Genomic DNA, 21,211 nt, shown 5'->3' with positions numbered 1-21,211 from the left:
CATGGCAGGGCTGATCAAGCGTGAAGATATCGACGAGGTGCGTAACCGCACCGACCTCCGTGAGGTCGTCGAATCCTATGTCACGCTCAAATCCGCGGGCATTGGCTCGTTCAAGGGCCTGTGCCCTTTTCACGACGAACGCAGTCCGTCCTTCCATATTCGCCCGCAGCTAGGAACCTTCCACTGCTTTGGCTGTGGCGAGTCCGGCGACGTGATCGCCTTCATCCAGAAAATGGACCACTCGTCGTTCACCGAAACTGTGGAACTCCTGGCTGCCCGGATCAACTACGAGCTTCGCTATGAAGACGGGGGACCGGGACCGCGCCGCGAAGACTACGGCAAGCGCCAGCGCCTGGTCGACGCGCACAAGGTCGCCGAGGAATTCTTCCGCGCGCAGCTGGCTACCGAGGAAGGAGCCGCCGGCCGCGAGTTCCTTGCCGGTCGCGGTTTTGACCAGGAAGTCACAGCCCAATTCTCCGTGGGCTATGCACCCAAGGGCTGGGATTCACTGCTCAAGCACCTGCGCTCCAAGGGCTTCGTTGATGATGAGCTGAAGCTGACGGGCATGTTCTCCGAGGGCAACCGCGGAATCTATGACCGATTCCGCGGACGTGTCATGTGGCCGATCCGCGACCTGTCTGGTGCCACCATCGGCTTCGGTGCACGCAAGCTCTACGAGGATGACCAGGGCCCGAAGTATCTGAACACTCCGGAGACCCAGCTCTACAAGAAATCCCAGGTCCTCTATGGCCTGGACCTGGCCAAGAAGCAGATTTCCAAGAGCCGCCAGATCGTTGTGGTGGAAGGCTACACCGACGTGATGGCCTGCCATCTGGCTGGCATCACCACCGCGGTGGCCACCTGCGGTACCGCTTTCGGCACGGACCACATCAAGATTGCCCGCCGGCTGCTGCAGGATGACGGCACCGGTGGCGAAGTAGTCTTCACCTTCGATGGTGACGCCGCAGGCCAGAAGGCCGCGCTGCGCGCCTTCGAAGAAGACCAGCGATTTATTGCCCAGACTTACGTTTGTGTTGAACCAACCGGTGCTGACCCGTGCGACTTGCGTTTGCGCCGCGGAGACGAAGCTGTACGCGAGCTCATCGAGCTCAAGCGTCCGCTGTTTGAATTCGCCATCCGTGCCGAATTGAAGAAATTCAATCTGAACACCGTTGAAGGACGTGTCCAGGCCTTGCGCCAGACCGCTCCGATCGTTGCGCAGATCCGCGACTCGGCCATTCGTCCGGCATATGCCCGTGAGCTTGCCGGCTGGCTGGGAATGAATAATGAGGACGTCAACCGCTCGGTGGGCGCCTCCATCAAACGCGCCCGGTTGCCGAAGAACGCCGACCTGCAGGCACCACACCCGCAACCGGGGGAGGCTGAACAGGCAATCCCGGCGGCGGCCTTTGAACGCCCGGATCACCGCGACCCGGTGATGCGCCTTGAACGACAGGCCCTGGAAGTGGTGATCCAGCAGCCGCAGCGGTTGAAGGACGAGCAATGGCAGGCGTTCTACGAGGCTCGCTTCCTGGCCCCGGCGCACTCTGCTGTCCACGATGGCGTCGTTGCCGCGTCCAGCGCAGGCGCGTCGGCGACCTCCTGGGTTGAAGTCATTCGCGACGAAGTCCCCGAGCAGTTGCGCAGCTTCGTTTCAGAACTCGCAGTGACCAGCATTCCGGCATCTGACGAACATAGCCTGAACCGCTACTGCGCCGACATCATCAACGGCTTGATTGAGCTTCAAATCACACACCGCAAGGCCGAGTTGATCGGCCGCTTGCAGCGTGCTGAAATGGCACCCGAAGGCGAAGAATATGCCCAGATCAACCGGGAACTGATGGAACTGGAGATGCGCCGGAGGATCCTTCGCGGAACCTAGGATCCCGATTTTGCATTCGCGGGAATCTTGGGTAAAGTTATATCTCGTTGCAATCCTCCATAGCTCAATTGGCAGAGCATTCGACTGTTAATCGAAGGGTTACTGGTTCAAGTCCAGTTGGAGGAGCTTACAAGAAGGTTCCGGCTCGCATTCGCGAGTCGGAACTTTTTATTTTCGCCTGAAACCGGAATTCTGGCACCTAGCCCTGACTAGCCTCGCCAGGAAAAAGCCGAGTTGGGTAGCAGGGGCCAGTTGCCGGACCAGCGGCGGGTATTTTGCCTAGCGGACTCAGGCAGCCGGGTTCCACAAGCGCCGGGATTCCAGATACCAGAAATACGAGAAAAGGCTGATCTCGAACCATTCGACAATGAATAGGGCCTCCTGGATGCCCGCGGCCAGCAGGATCGGCCAGGCAATCAATCCGATGAGCATCAGCACCAGGATGATTGCGTAGTGCAGCTTCTTGCCTCCGCTGGTGTCCATCGCGCACAGCGGCTTGTGGTCCAGGTGGCTGGCGATGGCGATGCCCATGGAGAAGATCAGCAGGAATGCAGCGCTGGCATGCACGCCGGCGAACTGCTTGCCTTCAACGGTCCGCCACAGCAGCAGCAGGACAAAGCCGACCAGGAGCAGGGTGCTCAGCAAACCGAGCGCTTTGGTCGCGGTGCTGTGGAACAGCGCGCGGTGCGGAGCGCGGCTGGTCCTGATTCCCAGCCAGATGAATACCGAGCTGACGACGAGAACCGCAATAACCGATACCTGCACGGAGAAGATGAGCCGCCTCTGCTCGCCCAGGTGCAGCTGCGCCAGCGTTTCACCCAGCTTGGTGGGAACCAAGGCGACGAACATGGCGTAGAAGCCGGCCAAATTCAGTGCATAGTCCTCCAGCTCGTCTCCGGTGTAAACCACCAGCAGTACCCCGGTAGTCACCAGCATCGCAACGAACAAGTCCCGTGCTGGACCCAGGTAATAGGAACTCAGGGAGTCTTCAATGCGCTGGTTGGCAATGCCATAGATGACGATGGCAACGACAAGGAGCAGGGGCACCGCGAGCAGCATGAGGCGCACATAGCGCAATGTACTGCGGCCCGGGGAGTGTTCAAGGGAAGTGGCCATAAGTGCATTCTGTAATGAATCACCCAGGTTTTGCCAACGGGCCCGCCTAGCGCAGGCAAATTCCCGGGAGAATCGCAGGCATCGGTCCGCGGGCCAGATGCACCTGCTGGAACACCTGAATGGTGCACGTCAATCGCCCGCACTTGGCTTCCGGAAACTGCAGCTGCCTTGGGCAGCTCGGCTGGAGCCGAATCCGGGGCAAGCTAAATTGTCGGTAGGCACTGGCATGATTTTTGAAGAGTCAACAAAGACTCTTTTCGGCCGAAGTCCTCATCCGCTTGGGCTGATATCCGCCTCGGCGCCAGCGTGGCGCCGTCTTCACTCGAAGGAAGCTTTCATGTCTTTACAAAATCCGGTCGATCCGAACATGGTGCCACCGGCACCGCCTGCCAAGAGCTCAGCTGGCAAGGGCCTGGGCATTGCGGCCCTGGTCGTGGCCATCGTTGCATTGGCCCTGTGCTGGGTACCGATCGTCAACAACTTTGCCGCCGTGCTCGGTTTCATTGCTCTGGTACTGGGCATCGTCTCGCTCATTGTCGCTTCCAAGCGCCGTGGCAGCAAGGGCTTGGGCGTTGCATCGAGCATCATCGCCATCGTAGCCATCGTTCTTGTGTTCGCCACCCAGGCAGCCTATGTGAAGGCGATCGACGAGGTCGCCAACGGCATTGCCGACGCTTCCGACGGCGAAGTGGCGGCACCGGCTGAGATCATCGAGCAAGCCGAAGACGAAACACAGGTATTGGCCTTGGGGCAGGCCGCTGCTGTTGGCGAGTATTCGGTCAATGTCAGTGCGGTGAACCTGGATGCCGGCGCACAGATCGCCAAGGCAAATGAGTTCAACCAGGAGGCCGAAGGCCAGTATGTCCTCGTGGACCTTTCTGTTGTCTACAACGGTGAAGAAGAAGGCGACGCATGGCTGGACCTTAATCCAGAGCTGGTGGGCTCGGATGCAAGCATCTACAGCACCAGCAGCGCGACTGCGATCACCGCCAAGCCGGGCATGGACGTTCCTACCTTGGCCAAGGGCGGGAAGGGAAGCTACCAGGTGGTCTTCGACGTGCCGGCCGAGGCCGTGGCAGATGCGAAAATCCGCATGAGCGAAACGCTCTCGTTCACTGACGACTCGGTGCTCTGGGCTGCGAAGTAGCTCGAATTCGCAGAGGTTCCGCTATCCCATCAGGGGTGGCGGAACCTCTTTTCTTTTGCCCTGGCGGCGAGGAAGCCCGCAGTTCGCGGATTGCGACCACAACATGAACACCGAAAATAGGAAGATCGGGAAAATTTTCATGGAATTCCCCGCGCTGCCGGACCTCGGAAATACGCGAGAACCCGGGGCGATTCGCTCGCTCTCATTTGCTTCTCATGGACGCGCCATAATCCTCTCACCACCGCCTAATGTGCTCCTCACAAGGGTCTTTTAATGTTCAAAGCATGAATCGCCGCATACTTCTCATCCTCATGGTGTTGGCCGTGCCAGCGGGACTGGCCGGCGCCAGCCAGGCACTTGCCGACAAGGCCAATCCGCCCATCCCGCATCAGCAGCCAATCATTGTCCAGCTCTCACCGGCTCCCGAGCCCGCTGCTGCACAAGCGCAAGCTGAGGAGCTGATCGCCAATGGCTGATATCCATGAGCACCAGGGATCAACGGTGTCGGCACGGTTGCGCATTGTCGGGTGGATCGTGCTCACTACTGCACTGGCCCTGCTGGCCGTAACGGTTTCGATGCGTTCGATCATGTCCGGCCAAGTAGCCGAAGCTGCCAACGTGGGCATCGCGCAGGAAATCGAGGAGTTCCGGACCTTCGCCGCCGAGGGACTGGACCCGAAGACAGCTCGCCCGTTTTCCTCGATCGGTGAATTGATGGAACGCTATCTGGCCCGCCAGCAGCCGATGGCCGGCGAAGCGATTCTCGCGCAGGCCAATGGACGGGTGCTCACCGCAGGCACCGCAGCCAACCAGGCCGGGACCTGGCTGGCTGATGACCCCGTGCTCCTGGGCCGTATTCTCGATGACGCGAAGACCTCCGGAATCCTGGAGAGCAACCACGGGACGGTTCGCTGGGCGAAGGCCGAGGCCAAGGATGCCTCCGGAGCCAGCGGGGCGGGGCACCAAGCCCATCTGGTCGTCGCGCACTTCATTGGCGGGGCCCAGGAAGAAGCCAACCGGCAGGCAACCATGCTCTTCGGCGTGGCCGCCGGGGGACTGGCCTTGACCGCGGGGATCGCCTGGTTGGCAGCTGGGCAGATCATGCGTCCCATCCGCACCATGAGCGAAACCGCCGCCTCGATTAGCGCCAATGACCTCTCGGCCCGCGTTCCGGTCGAAGGACGCGACGACTTGGCGCAGCTGGCCAGGACACTGAATGCGATGCTTGACCGGGTTGAAGCTTCGCATCTGGCCCAACGCCACTTCATCGCCGAAGCACGAGAGCACCTGGGAAGCCCGCAACGCAAGATGGCAGCTGCCTTGCAGAAGCTCAACGAGGAAGAGGTGCCCCGGAAGCAACGCGGCAGGATCATCAGCACCGCGCAGGCGCACATTTCACTGATGGGGCAGACGCTTGCCGACCTGGAATTGCTGGCGCAAAGCTCGGACCCGGACTTCATCCAGCGCCGAATGGTGCCCGTCGGCGAAGTCACGGCGGACGTTGCCGCGGCAGCCGCCCGCCCGGGCGCCTACCCGGACCGCCGATTCCGCATAGCCGAGTCTGCCAAGGCCCAGGCGTGGCTGGATCCGCTGCGCGTTGCCCAGGCCATGCACCAACTGATCCAAAATGCTGTCGCGCATACCGAGGATGGAGAAAGCATCCGGATCGGTTCTGCCGCAGCAAAGGGCATGGCCAGCTTCTGGGTTGCCAACGATGGACCGGTGTTGGATCCGGACCAGGCCCGTGCCCTGCTGGAAAACTATCGCAGTGCCCCGGAAGCCGGCCAGCAAGGAACCGGCATGGGCTTGGGCCTGGCCGTGGTGAAAGCGGTCGCGCAAGCCCACGGCGGCACGGCCTGGGTGGAATCCGGAAACGGCAACGGAACCAGTTTCGGATTTTCCCTCCCGCAAGCTGATGCCGGACAAGGCATCCGCTGCGAAGAAGAATTCGCCCAATCCATGGCCAGCAGCCTGGGCGGTGAGTCATGAGCATCAAGCCAACCGCGCCACGCTCGGGATTCCGCTACACCGCCCAGCGGTCCACGGACCAAGCCGCGGAACAGGGCAACGCCGGTGCTGCACGAAACCGGTGGAGCAAGCAGAACGCAGCGCGAATCATCGCCGCACTGGTCTTGCTGGCCTTTCTCGGCTGGTGCGCCTACGGAGCCTTCGGCCCAGATGCGGGGACAGCGCAGGCATTGCCAGCCCAAGGGGCCCTGACCCTGGCGGTCTTCGCCTTGGCCATCTGGCTCTGGGTCTTCTCGCCAGTAGGCGATACCTTTATCGCCTTGGGCGCAGCAGTGGTGCTGGTGCTCATGGGCGTGCTGCCCGAAGCCGACCTGTTCTCCTCGCTGGGAGAAGACACCATTTGGCTCTTGCTGGCCGCCTTCGTGATCGCGGCGGGGATCACCGCCACGGGACTGGCTACCCGCGCCGCAGCATGGATAGCCGCAGGGGCGAACACCCCGCGGCAGCTGATCCACCTGACTACCGGCGTGCTGGTGGCTACCGCATTCGCGGTGCCGTCCACTTCCGGGCGCGCGGCCCTGGCCATTCCGGTCTTCATTGCCCTGGCCAAGGCGCTGGCGGATCGCCGCCGCATCGTCCTGGCCCTGTCCCTGGTTTTCCCCTCGGTTATCCTGCTTTCGGCCGTGGCATCCTATCTGGGCGCCGGAGCGCACCTGATCACCAGCCAGATCCTCGCCACCGCGGGCCATGAAGGATTCTCCTTCGCCGGCTGGCTGGTCTACGGATTGCCGCTGGCTTTCGTTTCCTCCCATCTGTGCGCCGAACTGGTGCTGTGGATGTTCACCCGCAAGGAGGACCGCGCAGAACCGCTGGCGGTGGGCATCGAGCGGCTGCAGCAGTATTCGCCGGTGCCGCTCTCGGGCCCGCTCACGGTGGGGCAATCCAGGGCAGCGCTGCTGGTCTCGGCTGTGGTGGTGCTCTGGTGCACCGAGCCCCTGCACCAGCTCCATCCCGCCATCGTGGCCCTGCTTGGTTCATTGCTGGTAGCCAGCCCGGGATACGGCTCTGTAGGCCTGGCCAAGGCATTGAAGGCGGTGCCGTGGTCGATGCTCATCTTCATGGCCGCGACCCTCACCCTGGGCACGGCGCTCGCCGGAAGCGGAGCCGCCGAATGGCTGGCCCGCAAGGTGCTTGGCCCCGTCGAGCAGCTCGGCGCTGCCGCACCCTGGGTCTTCACCGTCCTCGTGGTGGTGGTCTCTGCCGCGGCGCATCTGGTCATCCAGTCCCGTTCGGCCCGCTCAGCGGTGCTGATTCCGCTGGTGGTCTCGCTGGCCCCGGGCGTCGGGGTCAACGCGGTAGCCATTGCCCTGGCTTCCACCGCCGCCGCCGGTTTCTGCCACACACTGACCAGCAGCGCGAAGCCGGTGAACCTGTTCTCCGAGATCGAGGGCATCGAAACCTATAAGCCGGCAGACCTGCTGCGCCTGAGCGCGGTGCTCGGACCGCTCATGGTCCTGCTGGTCCTGGTCTTCGCCTTCTGGATCTGGCCGGCTATGGGACTGCCGCTGTTCCTCTGAACCACCTCGTAGCTTCACATCTCATCGCATTCATCCTCACTGAAAAGGACAACGAATCATGGCACACGCACTTCCACAACGCATCCTGGTAGCCCCTTCCGGATTCAAGGAATCCCTCGACGCGGCGGCAGTCGCGGCGGCCATCGGCGCCGGGGTTCGCCGGGCCTTGCCCGGAGCCACGGTCAAGGCAGTGCCCATCGCCGATGGCGGCGAAGGCACCGCAGAAACCCTGGCGTGCGCTACCGGCGGCCACCTGGTGCCAATGGCAGTCACCGGTCCGGTCGGCCAGCAAGTCGAGTCCCACTACGCCATGCTCGGTGGCGAAGCGGCCGGAACGGCAGTCGTCGAAATGGCCGCCGCTGCGGGCCTGCGGCTGGTTCCCCGCGACCAGCGGGATCCGGGAACCACCACCAGCTACGGTGTGGGCGAGCTGATCGCGGCCGCCATTGATGCCGGGGCCTCCAAGATCCTCGTGGGCTGCGGCGACTCGGGTACCTCGGATGGCGGCATGGGGGCATTGCAGGCGCTGGGTGCACGAATCCTTGATGCCAACGGCCATGAGGTCAAGGCCGGCGGCAACTACCTCGGATCGGTGGACCGGTTGGATCTGTCCGGCCTGCACCCGGCCCTGGCTGCCGGGAATGTCCGGATCACCATGGCGCTGAACCCGCACAATGTGCTGACCGGCCCACGCGGAGTGGCCCGCATTTTCGGTCCGCAGAAGGGGGCAACTCCGGAACAGGTCGAAATCATGTCAGCAGGTTTCGAACGCTGGGCCTCGATCCTGCGCCGCGATGCGCTGGAGTCCTCGCGCTCCACGGATTTCGCTTTGGCCCCGGGGACGGGTGCTTCGGGCGGGCTGGGCGCTGGCTTGGCGGCGGTGGGGGCGGTGCTCTTGCCTCGCTTCGAGGCGATCCTGGACTCGGGCTTGGCCGGCATCGATCTGGACTCGATGCTGCGCGGAGCGGATCTGGTCATCACCGCAGAAGGCGCCATCGACTTCCAGACGCCCAAGGGAAAGGTGCCTGCGGAGGTAGCGCGGCGCGCGGCGCTGCATGGGGTGCCGGTAGTGGCTCTGGCAGGAACTCTGGGCCGCGGCTGCCGAGACGTGCACGATATCGGAATTGACGCCATTGCCTCGATCATGCCCATCCCGATGACGCTGCAAGAAGCAGTGGATGACGGGGAGCGGCTGCTGATCGAAGCGGCCGAACGCTTCATGCGCACCATCATCCTGGGTGCATCAATGGCAGCAGCCCGGCTCAGCCCGCGCGAGGCCTGGTAGCAGCCAGCGGTCTCGCCCTGAATAGGAACAGGCGTGCTGTCTTGCTAGAGCACGTAGGAGGCGATGAGCTGAGAGAGGGCCCGGACATCAACTTTGCCCTTGAACTCCAGACGAACTTTGCCCAACCCGCTGAACCACAGGTCCAGCTCCGCATCCAGATCGAAGGTTCCAGCTGTTTCAACGGAGAACGACTGGACTTTCGAATACGGTAACGAGGTGTAATCCCGCTTTTTGCCGGTCATGCCTTGCACATTGACGGCGATGAGTCGCTTGTTGCTGAAGACCACGTAGTCGCGTGCACCCTTGAAAGCGCTTAGTAGCTCTTCGCCAGTGACCATCATGGGTACGATCTCCGGTGCGACTTGTGAAAGGTCCCATGGGCCCAATTTGAAGACAGAGGAATTATTGAAATCAATCATGTAAAGAGCGTACGAAGAATGAGGGACAAATAGGCGACGACTAATTTCCCGAATCGTGGCTGAGAGCCCAACTTGTCGGTACTTTCAGGTACGGTGAAATAATCAAATCTTCAACCAATAATGGGGGTCAGCGTAAATGCAACTTCGATCAAAAGTAGACTTCAGCACTGCGGTAGAAGATGTAAGGGACTATTTCGGGACCATGGGAAACGGTCGGCCCAAGTATTCTGGATCGCGCTTTGAAACTCTGGGTGAAGGTGTCGATACTGATCCACATCGAATCACTGCGACCGACTTGGTGGCGGTATCGATGCTCTCCGTTGACGTGCCAGCGCAGGCTTCCTTGGGAATCCTCGAAACGCTAGCCGAGCAAATCAGCGAATTGCTGTCCCAGATTCCGCAGGACTTGAAGTTTGAGAATTTGACACCAGAATCATTCGAGAAATATCTCGCTGAGGGATCGCCTGCGGATAAATTGTGGTCGCTTCTACGGCAACATGAAGACCCTTGGAAGGTTGGCCAAACCATGGCAAGCAAGATCATGGCTCGCAAGCGGCCGGACTTGATTCCGGTTTACGATTCGGTTGTCGAAGCAGTTGCCGGGATCAAAGGCAGTGGAGAACAGTGGATCGTTTGGTACTCCGCCTTCCACGACGGTTCTTCCGAGGCCGCGGAATTTGTAGACAAGCTCGGAGCGATCAGGGCTGAGGCTGGCCAACCTCACTTGTCGTTATTACGAGTTTTGGATATTGCATTATGGAAGCAAGGAAAGCGCGAAATAAGGCATTCGTAGATCGCGCCTAGGGCTTGGCCCAGAATCGGCTCAGGCGTGCTGCCTTGACCGTTGACAACGGCGTTCAAGGCAGCACGCCTGTTTTTCGCGTATTCCCTAGAGCTCGATAGCCGCCACGGCCTGAACCGCGCGTGCCGCCTCGGCGCCCTTCTTCAGGAAATGCTCGAAGTAGAAGCCCTGGTGCTCATCATTCGAGTGGAAGTGGTGCGGGGTCAGGCTGACCGAGAAAGTAGGTACATCGGTATCCAGCTGGACCCGCATCAAGCCGTCCACTACCGCCTGGGCAACGAAGTCGTGGCGGTAGATGCCGCCGTCAACCACGAGGGCTGCGGCTACCACTGCATCGTACTTGCCGGTCTTCGCCAGGCGCTGGGCCTGCAACGGCATTTCGTAGGCGCCGGGTGCGCTGACGACATTGATGGTGTATTCCTGCCCGGAAGAATCCATCTCGGCCTTGAAGCCGGCCAGGGCCTGATCGACGATATCCGCATGCCAGCTGGCCTTGATGAAGGCGACGTTCAATGGCTTGCTCATGAGTTGCTCCCTGATTCTGCGTGCAAATGTCTAAGTCTTTTGATCTACCCTAGTGGCGTGGGTCTCAATGGAATAAATGGGGAAGGGATCCGCGTAACGAATGAGCCGGTTCAGCGCCAGCCCATCAGCGGGGCCACGTGCTTGAGCACTGATTCGATGACGTGGGCGTTGTAGTCCACGCCCAACTGGTTTGGAACGGTGAGAAGGAGCGTATCCGCCGCGGCGACGGCTTCGTCTTCGGCCAGCTTCTTGGCCAGTTCATCTGGTTCCCCGGCATAGGACTTGCCGAAGACCGCACGGGTCTTCTCATCGATGTTGCCGATCTGGTCCGAGCTGTAGCGGTCGCGGCCGAAATACTGCCAGTCGCGCTCATCGGTCAGTGCGAAGATGCTTCGGCTCACCGAGACGCGCGGTTCGCGTGAGTGGCCGGCTTCCTTCCACGCATCGCGGTAAAGCTGGATCTGCTCGGCCTGCTGGACGTGGAAGGGCTTGCCCGATTCATCGTCCTTGAGCGTGGAGCTCTGCAGGTTCATGCCCAGCTTCGCGGCCCACACTGCAGTGGCATTGGATCCGGAACCCCACCAGATGCGTTCGCGCAAGGTGTCCGAATGCGGCTCGATGCGCAGCAGGCCCGGGGGATTGGGGAACATCGGGTTCGGGCTAGGCTCGGCGAAGCCTTCCCCGGAAAGCACCTCGAGCAGGCGCTCGGTATGCCGGCGGCCCAAATCGGCATCCGATTCGCCCTCGCGCGGCTCGAAGCCGAAGTGGCGCCAGCCGTCAATGACCTGCTCGGGCGAACCACGGCTGATGCCCAGCTGCAGGCGGCGATTGGAAATCAGGTCGGCGGAGCCTGCATCCTCAGCCATGTACAGCGGGTTCTCGTAGCGCATGTCGATGACGCCGGTACCGATCTCGATGCGGCTGGTTCGCGCGCCGATGGCAGCCAGCAGCGGGAACGGGGAGGCGTATTGCTGGGCGAAGTGGTGCACGCGGAAATAGGCGCCGTCCGCGCCGAGCTCCTCGGCGGCGACCGCCAGATCGATGGCCTGCAGCAGGGCATCGGAGGCGGTGCGGGTGCCTGATTGCGGGTGGTCGGTCCAGTGGCCGAAGGACAAAAATCCGATGTTCTTCATGCTTGAGGCAACAAGTAGTCTCGAATGGTTATTCCAGTCCTAGCCTCGTGGTCTGCTAGAACTGGCGGGCGGCGACGTCGGCTCGATGCGCAGTGGCGAGCGCCTCTTCGAGCTGCGCGATAGTCACTGGCTGACCGCGATCGGCAAGGTGCGCGGAGTAGAAATTAGCGGGATCCTGGGCGTAGACGTGAGTGTAGCCACCGGATTCGGGCTCGGCGCGCCACGAATCAGCCAAGGTTCCGGCATTAACCGTGTCGAAGCCCAACGCTTGGACAAGTTCCAGCACTTCGGTCTTGGCAGCAAGGTCATCGCCATATATTGGCAACGCGGTCCTCGGAGCTGAATTGACCAGAAGCGGGATGTGATGCGCCACGATGTTGTTGAAGGCTTTGGTGATGCGGGCGCCGGGAAGGAGCGATGCTTCCAACTGCGCAGTAGTGGACTTCAAGGAATCGAGAACTTCTATGCGCCCGTCGCGGGATGGGTAGTAGTTGCCGGTGGATAGGACCGTCTTGTTGGCAAGCACCTGGGTTGGAAGGTCCGAATAAGCCGACAGCGGGATGGCCAACACGACGATATCGCCATATTCAGCGGCTTCAGCAACGGTTGCCGCGTGCGCGTTGTCGCCGAGTTCTTCCACCACGTCGGCGAGCGAGGCGGTGCCGCGTGAGTTCGCGATGGCCACGGTGGCGCCAGCGGCCACAGCTAGGCGAGCAATGGCCTGGCCGATATTTCCGCTACCGATAATCCCGATCTTGGTTGTGCTCATGGGTTGCTCCGAATTCTTATCTTGTGGTCGATGAGGTATCTAAGGGTGAAGAATTTTATGTGGTGCGGGCAAGTTCCTGGCGAACCGTATCCATGAGTCCAGGGAATCGATGATCCAGTTCTTCGGTGCGCAACCAGTTGCGGTGCCGGGTGCCATCAACCTCTTGCCTGATCAAGCCGGATTCCCTGAGGATGCGCCAGTGCCGGGTGAGTGCCGACTTTGAGACACCAAAGTCCGAGCTGCTGCACGCGCCACCGGGGGTTGCGCCAATGTGAGCGATGATGGCGCGCCTGACCGGATCGGCCAGAGCGGCCATGATATCGAATAGGTCCATTTCCTCTTCGGAGGGAATGGTTAGAGGTCGAGTGAGGCGGCTTGCCACGTTCATTTCCTTAACTCCGAAAGGCGTGCATGTACGCAAAAAAGTGTACATACTAGTTATGTACGCGTCAACATGTACATGCAGAAGGGATTAGGCCCTGCGAATTAGCGGTGCGATAGCTGTGAGGGGTGAAGTGCTGGAGAGCCGCAGGTTTTCTGCGAGTTGATGGTTGACCAGATCTCATCGAGCGATAGGCTCAGCGCGGCCGCGACGGCGGCGATGGTGGAAAAAGCGGGAGTGGAGACGCGGCCGGTTTCGATTTTCCGCAGGGTTTCGGGGGAGAGGCCGGCTTGGCTCGCGACGTCGAGGATTGTTCGTTCGCCGCGTGCCTGCCGAAGCAGCGCGCCGAGGTTCTTGCCCTGTTCGATTTCCCGGGCGGTAAGCGGCAGTCTAACCATAATGAGACCATTATACCGGTATTAAAATACCGGTATAGTAATTGGAATGATTGAGATTCTCACAGCCAGCGAAGTAGAACGCGCCCGCGAGACCGGACGCCTTGTCGGAAACATCCTCAATACGCTCAAGCACCGCGTGCAGGTCGGCACCAATCTCTTGGAAATCGACGCCTGGACCAAGGAAATGATCGAGGAGGCCGGCGCAGTGTCCTGCTACGTCGACTACGCCCCGTCCTTCGGCAGCGGCCCCTTCGGCCATTACATCTGCACGGGAGTCAACGATGCGGTGCTCCATGGACTGCCTCGCGACTACCAGCTGGCCGATGGCGACCTGCTCACCCTGGATCTGGCTGTCACCTTGAAAGGCATCGCCTCCGACGCGGCGATCAGCTTCATTGTCGGCACGGCTGCGCGTGCAGAAGACCTGAAAATGATCGAGACCACGCAGCGCGCCCTGGCCGCCGCCATCGCCGAGGCGCGTCTCGGAGCCAAGATCGGCGACCTGTCCTTCGCCATCGGGTCGGTGCTGACCGCCGAAGGGTACAAGGTCAACATGGAATTCGGCGGCCACGGCATCGGCAGCACCATGCATCAGGATCCTCACGTATCCAACGACGGCCGCCGCGGACGCGGGTACACGCTGCGTCCCGGTCTTCTGCTGGCCATCGAACCGTGGGTCATGGCCGATACCAGCAAGCTGGTGACCGACCGCGATAGCTGGACCCTGCGCAGCGCCACCGGCTGCCGCACCGCGCACACCGAGCACACCATTGCCATCACCGAAACTGGCGCGGAGATTCTCACCCTGCCCACCGACCTCTAGGCATAGGCAAAGGCCGCATGGTCGCGATCAGGCGTTCGGGCTTTCCCCGGTCCCGGCACCGCGGCGGCGGAGCACCGGTTCGGCCGTGCCGGTGCCGCAGCCCGAGGAGGCGCTGCCGCAGGCCGGGGAAGCAACGGAGGTGCAGCACGATCCGCTGCACCCGCTGGCCCCGGCGTTGCCCGCATCCTCCGGCTGGCGCGAAGCGTGGCCGGCGGCTTCGCGCAGCGTCCTGGCCAGCTGCGCCGGGTCCTGGCCTTCTTGGCCCAGCACCACGAACCCCGCGTCGGCAATCATCGCCAGGTCGGCTTTCGCGTCCTGGCCTTCGCTGGTCAGGTAGTCGCCGAGGAACAGCGAATTGGCCACTTCCAGGGCGTTGGCCTGCAAGGAACGCAGGTGCATTTCGCGTCCGCCGGCCATCCGGATCTCCTTGTCCGGGCAGGCTAATCGCACTACGGCCAGGATCCGCAGGCACGCGCGCGGGGTCAGGTTCCAGGTGCCTTCCAGCGGGGTGCCGTCGAAAGGCATCAAGAAGTTCACCGGAATGGAATCGGCCTCCAGCGCGCGCAAGGCGAAGATCGCCTCGACCAGCTGCTCAGGAGTTTCGCCCAGTCCAACGATGAGCCCCGAGCAGGGGGAGAGGCCGGCGGACCTGGACTGCTGGACGGTGGAGACGCGCTCGGCGAAGCTGTGGGTGCTGCAGATTTCCGGGTAGAGGGACTCGGCCGTATTCAGGTTGTGGTTGTAGGCGTCGGCGCCGGCCTCCTTGAGCCGCTGGGCCTGCCCCTGCTTCAGGATACCGATGCAGGCGCAGACCTCGACCTGCGGATGCTCTTCCTTGAGTGCGCCGATCATGGCCGCGACGCGTTCCACATCGCGGTCTGTGGGCCCCTTGCCGGAGGCGACCATGCAGACCCGCGAGGCGCCGCCGGCGATGCCCAGTCCTGCCTGGCGCACCGCTTCGCCGGGCTTGAGCCAGGTGTATTTCAGGATTTCGGCCTTGGAACCCAGGCGCTGGGAACAGTAGGTGCAGTCCTCGGGGCACAAGCCGGACTTCAGGTTGACCAGGTAGTTGACCTTCACGGTGTTGCCGAAATGCTTGCGCCGCAGCACCCCGGCCGCACTAACCAGCGCCGACGTCTGCGCGTCGCTGGTGGCCAGCAGCTCGAGGGCCTCTGCTGCGGTGAGCTGGTGGCCAGCGGAGATGCGTGCGGCCAGCTCGGTGAAACCTGCGGTGTCGGTGCGCTGCGCGGGGATGCTCATGGGTTCCTTCGCCTGGTTGGATGGCTGCCTGCCAAGGTGCAGCCATTCTTGAACGGTGTTCAATTGCTGGCACCAATGTACACGAAAAGCCCCCGACTTGAACAATGTTCAAGTCGGGGGGCTTGCGCTGCTTTCCATGGCAGTTGCAGACGACGCGCGTCCCGTGCCGCGCGCCCGCCGCTCAGCTGGAGGTCTTGCTCCGGTAGATCCGCGTGGCCAGCGCCCAAGCCAGGATCAAGATGCCTGCCAGCCAGGCCAGGGCGATCCAGAGCTCGGAACCCACGGGTTCTTGCGACAGCAGGGCGCGCAGCGAATCGACGATGGCAGTGATCGGCTGGTGCTCGGCGAACCAGGCCACCGGCCCGGGCATTGACTCAGTGGGAACGAACGCCGAGGAGATGAAGGGCAGGAAGATCAGCGGGTAGCTGAAGGCGCTGGCGCCATCCACCGATTTCGCGCTCAAGCCGGCAAGCACCGCTACCCAGGTCAGACTCAGGGTCACCAGGCACAGCAGCGCGAGCACGGCGATCCACGCTGCCATGGAGGCGGAGGAGCGGAAGCCCATGGCCAGGGCGACCCCCAGTACCAGCGCCAGGGACAGGAGGTTCGCCGCCAACGAGGTCGCCACATGGCTCCAGAGCACGCTGGAGCGGGAGATCGGCATGGAGCGCAGGCGCTGCACCAGCCCATCGCGCAGGTCCAGGAACAGCCGGTAGGAGGTGTAGGCGACCCCGGAGGCGATGGTGATGACCAAGATCCCGGGCAGCAGGTAGTTGATATACGGCCCGGTGGCGCTGGTGCCGATGGCCCCGCCGAAGACGTAGTTGAACAGCAGCATCATGGCCACCGGGGTGATGGCCGTGGTGATGATGGTGTCGGGGCTGCGGACAACGTGGCGCATCGAGCGCCCGGTGAGGATTCCGGTTTCCTGCAGTGCCGCGATGCTCATGGCTTGCTCCCTTCGGTTCGCTGGTGGTGGCCGATCAGTTCCAGGAAGATCTCCTCCAGGCTCGGCCGCTTGGCCACCAGCTCGGTGGTGGCCGGCGGCAGCAGGGCCTGGAGCTCGGCCAACGTGCCCTGGTGGATGATGGTGCCCTCGTGGAGGATAGCGATTTGATCGGCCAGGTGCTCTGCTTCATCCAGGTACTGGGTGGTGAGCAGGATCGTGGTGCCGGACTCGGCCAAGTCGCGGATCACTTGCCAGGTCTCGCGGCGCGATTGGGGATCCAGTCCCGTGGTCGGCTCATCGAGCAGGAGCACCGGCGGGTTACCGGCCAGTCCCATGGCGATATCGAGGCGCCTGCGCATCCCGCCGGAGTAGGTTCCTGCGGGCCGGTCCGCTGCGTCGCAGAGGTTGAAGCGCTCCAGCAAGCCGTTGGCGATGGACCGCGGATTCTCCAAGCGGAGCAGCCGCGCGATCAGCAGCAAGTTTTCGCGCCCGGTCAGGACCTCGTCCACTGCGGCGAATTGCCCGGTCAGGCCCAGCGACCGGCGGACCTGGGCCGGGTTCTCGCGCACTGCAGCTCCGCAGACCCGGGCGGTTCCCGCATCGGCGGGAAGGAGGGTGGCCAGGATCCGCACGAGCGTCGTCTTGCCGGCGCCATTGGAACCGAGCAAGGCGAAGATGCTGCCAGGCTGCACGGTGAAGTCCAGTCCGCGCAGCACGGGCAGCTTCTTGAATGACTTGACCAGTCCGGTGACCTCGATGGCCGGTTCCGGGGCCAATGCGGTATTCATGTCATTGCTCCTTCGATTCGTTCTCTGCTTCGGAAATGGTGTCGGCCAGGCGGGTGCGTTCCTTGTCGGTCCAGCGCTTGCCCCCGTAGGCATGGGCGAAGTCATCGGCGAATTCCGCCGGGTCCTGGCCAAGCAGTTCGCGCAGCGCGGTGCCGTTGGCGGCTGCTCCTTCGAAGAGGTCGGCCAGGTCCGAATACATGGAGATCATCGTTTCGGCGTCGGTGATCCCGCTCTGGTTCAGCAGGTAGCGCTGCACTCCTGCAGCGGCCTTGGCATAGGGCTGGGGCAGGGCCTTGAGGCGTGCCATGCTTTGCTTGTACTGCTTCTTCTGCTCCAGTGAGCCGGTGAAAGCTTCAATCCATTTGGCGACCATGATCAGTGCCCTTTCTGCGGGGTGCTCGGGTGGGGGAGGTTGTTGATGCGGGAGACGAGCAGGTTCCAGGTGGTCCAGAAGTCGTCGAGCTGCTGCTTGCCGCTGGGGTTGAGGGTGAAGACCTTGCGGGGAGGCCCTTTTTCGGACGGGACTTTCTCCACCGAGACGAGGCCTTTCTGCTCGATGCGCACCAGCAGCGCGTAGATCGTTCCCTCGGCCAGATCGGTGAAGCCGCGTTCGCGCAGTTCCGTGGTGATCTCGTATCCGTAGGCCGGGCGTTCGGCCAGGATCGCCAGGACGATCCCTTCCAAGGTGCCTTTGAGCATCTCGGTCATCTGTGTGGCCATGCTGCACCCCTCTCTACTTAGTGTCATTGAGTACAAGTAGATAGTAGAACTAAGTAGCGGTATTTAGCAATACTTAGTACCAAGATTTTCCAGATATTTTTCGTGGCTTTGGAGAACCGTCATTTGACCAGTGGCAAGATGGCACAACCGGAAATCCGGTATGCTCCTGGAAGCTGAGCCGGTACTGGATCTATGGGGATGAGGCGCCATGAAGGATGCGAGATGGCATTGGGAGCTGGTCCATGCCGAGCGTGCGCGGTTGGCAGGATTGCTGGGCAGCTTGGCTCCGGAGCAGTGGAACGCCCCATCGCTATGCGCGAACTGGCAGATCCGCGATGTGGCGGCGCACCTGGCGGCCGCCGGATCCACTTCGACCGCCCGCTGGCTGGTGAATATGGCTCGTTCCGGATTCAATGCCGACCGGCACAACGAGCGGCTGCTGCGCCCGCAGCTCGGGGACGGCGCCCGGCAAACGCTGGATAATTTCAATCGTTCTGCCAGCAAGTCCATTGCCCCGCTGAACTCGGTGGCCGGTTTGCTGGGCGAAGTGGTAGTGCACGGTCAGGACATCGTCCAGGCACTCGATCTGATCCTGCGGCCTGAACCCACGGCACTGCGAGCGGTGGCAGGATTCTTCGCCTCCAAGGACTTCGCAGTCAATAGCAGCACCCTGGTCAAGGGGTTGCGGATGTCGGCGGTGGACGACGCTTTCAGTTGCGGGAACGGTCCCGAGGTGCGTGGCGAACTGCTGGATCTGGTCCTGGCGATGGCCGGAAGGGAACAGGTCCTCCCGCGGCTTCAGGGCGCAGGGGTCGGCGAGCTGGCACGCAGGATCACGGCACAGCCGCGGAAATAGCAAGCATCGCGCCGCACGATGACTGTACGGCGCGATGCTGGGGAAGCCGGCAAATCAGCCAGCGGGAATGAGGGCGGTGGCCAGCGGGTTCTCCAGATCGCCTGCGTAGAGCAGGCCTCCGGACTGGTCGGCGAGATCCAGCATCTGCTGGTTGTTGCGCAACTGCAGGCGGTTCAAGCACGACAGCGGGAAGCTCTGCGCGAAAAGTCCCAGCTGATCAAAGCGTTCAGCGAACTGCGGATGCTGCCCGCGATAATCCAGCAGCCGTTGAACTACGGTCTGCCAGAAATCTGCTTCGGAAAGCAGTTCTTCGGCATCCAGCAGCGGCGCGAGGAAGCGGAAGAACGAATCAAAGACATCCGTGAAGACCGACAAAACCGGATCTCCACCGGTGCGTACCCGGCGAATCTCCTCCGGGAGTTCCACCCGGTCCGAGAGCACGGCAATCTCTTCGCCCAGATCCTTGAGCAGGACCTTCTTCACAGCACCGTTCTCAAGCACCATGATCACGTTTTCGCCATGCGGCATGAACACCAAATCATAGGCAGCCAGGCAATGCACCAGCGGAATGAGGTAGGCATCGAGGTAACGGCTTAGCCAGTCGGCCGGTGCTAGCCCGCTGCGGCGAATGAGGGCGCCGGCAAAGGACCTGCCGGACGCATCGACATGCAATAGGCTGGCCATCGTAGCCAACTTTTCTTCCGGGCCCAGCAGGCTGATCGGGGACTCCCGCCACAGCGCAGCCAGCATCTTCCGCTGCGGATCGCTCTTGCCGGTGGCTGCTTCGAACTGCGGGTTGCGGTAGCCTACGGCCGCAATTTCACGCAGCAGGGCGACCGGCTGGATCGAGAGCACCGGGTCCTTTGCGAACAGCTCGCCCAACCACTGGTTGATCGCGGGAGTCACCTTCATGTACTCGGCACTGAGCCCGCGCATGAACCCCATATTCAAGATCGACATTGCCGTCTTGACGTAGTGTCGTTCCGGGTTGGACAGGTTGAAGAAGGTGCGGATCGACTGCTGCGCCTGGTACTCGTCAACGCTGGTGCCCAGCCAGATCAATTGCTTGCGGGCAATATCATTGGCGAACGTGATCGACAGGCGGTTCTCCCATTGCCAAGGGTGCACCGGAATGAAGATGTAGTCCCCGGCTGCATAGCCGGTGCCGAACAAGGAGGCCTCCAGGGCCGCATCCAAGCGCTGGCGCTCGGCTGGATCCAGCTCGGCGGCCAGCAGCCCTTCGTAATCCAGCGAATCCACGGCGTCGAATTGTGCTCGGGACTTGTGGGCGGCAGCCCAGCCAAGGTGCAGGGCGGAACCGGTTTCGGGGGCGTACCTCAGGTAGTCGGTGCGCCCGATGCCCATTCTTCCGTTGTTGGCTATGAAGCACGGGTGGCCCTCGGTCATGGAAGATTCGATGAGCTGGAAGGACTGTGCGGCTGTGCCGTCGAACCGGGCCAGCTGTGCTGAATTATGGGTTGCATGAACCTGCTTGTAGCAGTGGCTGGCCAGCGTGGATGAGAGCTCTTCAAGGTAGGTGGGCAGCTGCACCGGGGAAAGCGTGAGTTCCTGGCAGAAGTGGGTGATGAACTCAATGGCGTCCACCTCTGCCTGCTGCCAGCTGCCGTCAACGAAGTGGTGGTGTTCCACGGACTGCGGTGAAACCAACCAGTGGTTCAGCTGGTACCGCTGGGCGCTGAAGCTGTAGCGGTGGCCATCCTTCTGGACTGAGTAGCGGTTTTCTCCATGGCCGGCAGGCTCCAGGAGGCGCTCATGCGAAAATTCGCCTAGGGCTTTGGCCAAGACATGGCGATTGGCGATGTCCCAACGTGCAGGGGAGAGGAATGAGGATTCCAAGCCGCGGCCGGTAGCGGTTTCGAAGTCCTGGCGAGTGCAGATGGACAGAAGTGCCTGCTTGATTGAGCCGTCTGCTTCGGAGAGCTCCACTGGACGTACCGGGCGGAAGCCAACTCGGGCATTCAGGGCATGGATGGCTTTGTTGCGCAGGTCAGGTTCCACGATGATTCGTTCGGTTCCGGGCAGGGCGAAAGCCTGGACCATGGCCGAGGAGAGAGCTTCGAGGGTGAACCCAGGCTGCGGCTCGGTGGCTGCCGGAGCCAGGAAGTGCAGTCCACGGTCGCCGCGGACGCAGTTGTATGCATCGGCCAGGGGCGATGCTGCGGGGTCGTAGAGCTCGACAAGGAATTTCTCGTCCCCTGATGCGTCGATGCCGAAGAGGACTTCGTAGCCTGGGGTGCCAAGCAATGTGCGGTATTCTGCTTCGATTTCCTTTTCGGTTGCGTTGGCCATGCCCCAGAAGGAGGCACGCGCGGTGGCAATCCACGAATGCAGCAGCGCAGTATCCCCGGGCAACGTCACGGAACGGAAAGTGTAGTTGGTCATCGGAAGTTC

General features: G+C 62.1%; 22 protein-coding genes and 1 tRNA gene. 10 read left to right on the top strand and 13 right to left on the bottom strand.

Translation table 11 applies throughout. The features are described from left to right. Position 1 precedes the first annotated feature (1 nt). A complete protein-coding gene (gene dnaG / locus ACFVHU_RS09145; protein WP_388024004.1) occupies positions 2-1,882 on the top strand; it encodes a DNA primase in 1,881 nt (626 codons plus the stop codon). A 53-nt stretch (positions 1,883-1,935) separates the two neighbouring features. Continuing rightward, positions 1,936-2,008: transfer RNA gene (locus tag ACFVHU_RS09140), tRNA-Asn, on the top strand. Between the two features lie 162 nt (positions 2,009-2,170). On the opposite strand, the gene ACFVHU_RS09135 is transcribed toward ACFVHU_RS09140, so the two are convergent. Further along, positions 2,171-2,998 (bottom strand): hypothetical protein, encoded by an 828-nt coding sequence (locus tag ACFVHU_RS09135; RefSeq protein ID WP_388024002.1) that lies wholly within the window; start codon positions 2,996-2,998, stop codon positions 2,171-2,173. A 337-nt stretch (positions 2,999-3,335) separates the two neighbouring features. Here ACFVHU_RS09135 and ACFVHU_RS09130 point away from each other — a divergent pair, with 337 nt between their 5' ends. The 5 genes from ACFVHU_RS09130 to ACFVHU_RS09110 all read left to right on the top strand — a co-directional run bounded on the left by ACFVHU_RS09130 (position 3,336) and on the right by ACFVHU_RS09110 (position 8,975). After that, the gene (locus ACFVHU_RS09130) at positions 3,336-4,145 is read left to right on the top strand and encodes a DUF4352 domain-containing protein (protein ID WP_388024001.1); all 810 of its coding nucleotides are present in this window, start codon (positions 3,336-3,338) and stop codon (positions 4,143-4,145) included. Between the two features lie 284 nt (positions 4,146-4,429). Further along, positions 4,430-4,621, top strand: a complete 192-nt coding sequence (locus tag ACFVHU_RS09125; protein WP_133833006.1) for a hypothetical protein — start codon at positions 4,430-4,432, stop codon at positions 4,619-4,621. Then, positions 4,614-6,134 carry an ATP-binding protein gene (locus ACFVHU_RS09120; RefSeq protein ID WP_105661786.1) on the top strand — a complete coding sequence of 507 codons (1,521 nt, stop codon included), beginning with the start codon at positions 4,614-4,616 and terminating at the stop codon, positions 6,132-6,134. The genes ACFVHU_RS09125 and ACFVHU_RS09120 overlap by 8 nt, the downstream gene beginning before the upstream one ends. Next, a complete protein-coding gene (locus ACFVHU_RS09115; protein WP_388023999.1) occupies positions 6,131-7,690 on the top strand; it encodes an SLC13 family permease in 1,560 nt (519 codons plus the stop codon). The genes ACFVHU_RS09120 and ACFVHU_RS09115 overlap by 4 nt, the downstream gene beginning before the upstream one ends. 58 nt (positions 7,691-7,748) lie before the next feature. After that, on the top strand, positions 7,749-8,975 hold the full coding sequence (locus tag ACFVHU_RS09110; protein ID WP_388023998.1) for a glycerate kinase: 1,227 nt from the start codon (positions 7,749-7,751) through the stop codon (positions 8,973-8,975). 44 nt (positions 8,976-9,019) lie between these two features. On the opposite strand, the gene ACFVHU_RS09105 is transcribed toward ACFVHU_RS09110, so the two are convergent. Beyond that, positions 9,020-9,394, bottom strand: a complete 375-nt coding sequence (locus tag ACFVHU_RS09105) for a PH domain-containing protein (protein ID WP_013348303.1) — start codon at positions 9,392-9,394, stop codon at positions 9,020-9,022. Between the two features lie 136 nt (positions 9,395-9,530). Between ACFVHU_RS09105 and ACFVHU_RS09100 the strand changes: the two genes are divergently transcribed. Next, entirely contained in the window at positions 9,531-10,187 is a 657-nt protein-coding gene (locus tag ACFVHU_RS09100) for a DUF6308 family protein (RefSeq protein ID WP_388023995.1), read from the top strand. Between the two features lie 96 nt (positions 10,188-10,283). On the opposite strand, the gene ACFVHU_RS09095 is transcribed toward ACFVHU_RS09100, so the two are convergent. The 5 genes from ACFVHU_RS09095 to ACFVHU_RS09075 form a co-directional block, all read right to left on the bottom strand. Further along, the gene (locus ACFVHU_RS09095; protein WP_388023994.1) at positions 10,284-10,721 is read right to left on the bottom strand and encodes a 6,7-dimethyl-8-ribityllumazine synthase; all 438 of its coding nucleotides are present in this window, start codon (positions 10,719-10,721) and stop codon (positions 10,284-10,286) included. Positions 10,722-10,831: 110 nt separating this feature from the next. Beyond that, on the bottom strand, positions 10,832-11,854 hold the full coding sequence (locus tag ACFVHU_RS09090) for an LLM class flavin-dependent oxidoreductase (protein ID WP_388023992.1): 1,023 nt from the start codon (positions 11,852-11,854) through the stop codon (positions 10,832-10,834). A 55-nt stretch (positions 11,855-11,909) separates the two neighbouring features. Then, the gene (locus ACFVHU_RS09085) at positions 11,910-12,662 is read right to left on the bottom strand and encodes an NADPH-dependent F420 reductase (protein WP_388024191.1); all 753 of its coding nucleotides are present in this window, start codon (positions 12,660-12,662) and stop codon (positions 11,910-11,912) included. Positions 12,663-12,678: 16 nt separating this feature from the next. Next, on the bottom strand, positions 12,679-13,005 hold the full coding sequence (locus ACFVHU_RS09080) for an ArsR/SmtB family transcription factor (protein ID WP_388023990.1): 327 nt from the start codon (positions 13,003-13,005) through the stop codon (positions 12,679-12,681). 104 nt (positions 13,006-13,109) lie between these two features. Beyond that, positions 13,110-13,403 (bottom strand): helix-turn-helix transcriptional regulator, encoded by a 294-nt coding sequence (locus ACFVHU_RS09075; protein ID WP_388023988.1) that lies wholly within the window; start codon positions 13,401-13,403, stop codon positions 13,110-13,112. A gap of 46 nt (positions 13,404-13,449) precedes the next feature. Between ACFVHU_RS09075 and map the strand changes: the two genes are divergently transcribed. Next, positions 13,450-14,226 (top strand): type I methionyl aminopeptidase, encoded by a 777-nt coding sequence (gene map, locus ACFVHU_RS09070; protein WP_388023986.1) that lies wholly within the window; start codon positions 13,450-13,452, stop codon positions 14,224-14,226. Between the two features lie 27 nt (positions 14,227-14,253). On the opposite strand, the gene bioB is transcribed toward map, so the two are convergent. The 5 genes from bioB to ACFVHU_RS09045 form a co-directional block, all read right to left on the bottom strand. Further along, positions 14,254-15,486 (bottom strand): biotin synthase BioB, encoded by a 1,233-nt coding sequence (gene bioB / locus ACFVHU_RS09065; protein ID WP_388023984.1) that lies wholly within the window; start codon positions 15,484-15,486, stop codon positions 14,254-14,256. A 181-nt stretch (positions 15,487-15,667) separates the two neighbouring features. Beyond that, complete coding sequence (locus ACFVHU_RS09060; RefSeq protein WP_388023982.1) at positions 15,668-16,435, bottom strand: ABC transporter permease; 768 nt, start codon at positions 16,433-16,435, stop codon at positions 15,668-15,670. Next, the gene (locus ACFVHU_RS09055; RefSeq protein WP_388023981.1) at positions 16,432-17,223 is read right to left on the bottom strand and encodes an ABC transporter ATP-binding protein; all 792 of its coding nucleotides are present in this window, start codon (positions 17,221-17,223) and stop codon (positions 16,432-16,434) included. The genes ACFVHU_RS09060 and ACFVHU_RS09055 overlap by 4 nt, the downstream gene beginning before the upstream one ends. A 1-nt stretch (position 17,224) precedes the next feature. Continuing rightward, positions 17,225-17,596, bottom strand: coding sequence for a DUF1048 domain-containing protein (locus tag ACFVHU_RS09050; RefSeq protein WP_388023980.1), 372 nt, complete (start codon positions 17,594-17,596; stop codon positions 17,225-17,227). A gap of 2 nt (positions 17,597-17,598) precedes the next feature. Then, complete coding sequence (locus ACFVHU_RS09045; protein ID WP_105661795.1) at positions 17,599-17,943, bottom strand: PadR family transcriptional regulator; 345 nt, start codon at positions 17,941-17,943, stop codon at positions 17,599-17,601. A gap of 208 nt (positions 17,944-18,151) precedes the next feature. Between ACFVHU_RS09045 and ACFVHU_RS09040 the strand changes: the two genes are divergently transcribed. Further along, positions 18,152-18,799: a maleylpyruvate isomerase family mycothiol-dependent enzyme gene (locus ACFVHU_RS09040; protein ID WP_332486647.1), complete on the top strand. Its 648-nt coding sequence runs from the start codon at positions 18,152-18,154 to the stop codon at positions 18,797-18,799. A 54-nt stretch (positions 18,800-18,853) separates the two neighbouring features. Here the strand turns inward: ACFVHU_RS09040 and ACFVHU_RS09035 are convergent, their stop codons facing one another. Continuing rightward, entirely contained in the window at positions 18,854-21,202 is a 2,349-nt protein-coding gene (locus ACFVHU_RS09035; RefSeq protein WP_388023979.1) for a GNAT family N-acetyltransferase, read from the bottom strand. Between the last annotated feature and the right edge of the window lie 9 nt (positions 21,203-21,211).

Origin of the sequence: Glutamicibacter sp. NPDC127525, assembly GCF_042672105.1 — a bacterium.
In the GTDB taxonomy this organism is placed as follows: domain Bacteria; phylum Actinomycetota; class Actinomycetes; order Actinomycetales; family Micrococcaceae; genus Glutamicibacter.
Note: the sequence above shows the minus strand (reverse complement) of the source record. Positions and strands in the feature narration are given on the sequence as shown.

Excerpts from the sequence above, each read along its gene's own strand:
- dnaG (WP_388024004.1), top strand. The coding sequence starts at position 2 with ATGGCAGGGCTGATCAAGCGTGAAGATATCGACGAGGTGCGTAACCGC.
- ACFVHU_RS09135 (WP_388024002.1), bottom strand. The coding sequence starts at position 2,998 with ATGGCCACTTCCCTTGAACACTCCCCGGGCCGCAGTACATTGCGCTAT.
- ACFVHU_RS09130 (WP_388024001.1), top strand. The coding sequence starts at position 3,336 with ATGTCTTTACAAAATCCGGTCGATCCGAACATGGTGCCACCGGCACCG.
- ACFVHU_RS09125 (WP_133833006.1), top strand. The coding sequence starts at position 4,430 with ATGAATCGCCGCATACTTCTCATCCTCATGGTGTTGGCCGTGCCAGCG.
- ACFVHU_RS09120 (WP_105661786.1), top strand. The coding sequence starts at position 4,614 with ATGGCTGATATCCATGAGCACCAGGGATCAACGGTGTCGGCACGGTTG.
- ACFVHU_RS09115 (WP_388023999.1), top strand. The coding sequence starts at position 6,131 with ATGAGCATCAAGCCAACCGCGCCACGCTCGGGATTCCGCTACACCGCC.
- ACFVHU_RS09110 (WP_388023998.1), top strand. The coding sequence starts at position 7,749 with ATGGCACACGCACTTCCACAACGCATCCTGGTAGCCCCTTCCGGATTC.
- ACFVHU_RS09105 (WP_013348303.1), bottom strand. The coding sequence starts at position 9,394 with ATGATTGATTTCAATAATTCCTCTGTCTTCAAATTGGGCCCATGGGAC.
- ACFVHU_RS09100 (WP_388023995.1), top strand. The coding sequence starts at position 9,531 with ATGCAACTTCGATCAAAAGTAGACTTCAGCACTGCGGTAGAAGATGTA.
- ACFVHU_RS09095 (WP_388023994.1), bottom strand. The coding sequence starts at position 10,721 with ATGAGCAAGCCATTGAACGTCGCCTTCATCAAGGCCAGCTGGCATGCG.
- ACFVHU_RS09090 (WP_388023992.1), bottom strand. The coding sequence starts at position 11,854 with ATGAAGAACATCGGATTTTTGTCCTTCGGCCACTGGACCGACCACCCG.
- ACFVHU_RS09075 (WP_388023988.1), bottom strand. The coding sequence starts at position 13,403 with ATGGTTAGACTGCCGCTTACCGCCCGGGAAATCGAACAGGGCAAGAAC.
- map (WP_388023986.1), top strand. The coding sequence starts at position 13,450 with ATGATTGAGATTCTCACAGCCAGCGAAGTAGAACGCGCCCGCGAGACC.
- bioB (WP_388023984.1), bottom strand. The coding sequence starts at position 15,486 with ATGAGCATCCCCGCGCAGCGCACCGACACCGCAGGTTTCACCGAGCTG.
- ACFVHU_RS09060 (WP_388023982.1), bottom strand. The coding sequence starts at position 16,435 with ATGAGCATCGCGGCACTGCAGGAAACCGGAATCCTCACCGGGCGCTCG.
- ACFVHU_RS09055 (WP_388023981.1), bottom strand. The coding sequence starts at position 17,223 with ATGAATACCGCATTGGCCCCGGAACCGGCCATCGAGGTCACCGGACTG.
- ACFVHU_RS09050 (WP_388023980.1), bottom strand. The coding sequence starts at position 17,596 with ATGGTCGCCAAATGGATTGAAGCTTTCACCGGCTCACTGGAGCAGAAG.
- ACFVHU_RS09045 (WP_105661795.1), bottom strand. The coding sequence starts at position 17,943 with ATGGCCACACAGATGACCGAGATGCTCAAAGGCACCTTGGAAGGGATC.
- ACFVHU_RS09040 (WP_332486647.1), top strand. The coding sequence starts at position 18,152 with ATGAAGGATGCGAGATGGCATTGGGAGCTGGTCCATGCCGAGCGTGCG.
- ACFVHU_RS09035 (WP_388023979.1), bottom strand. The coding sequence starts at position 21,202 with ATGACCAACTACACTTTCCGTTCCGTGACGTTGCCCGGGGATACTGCG.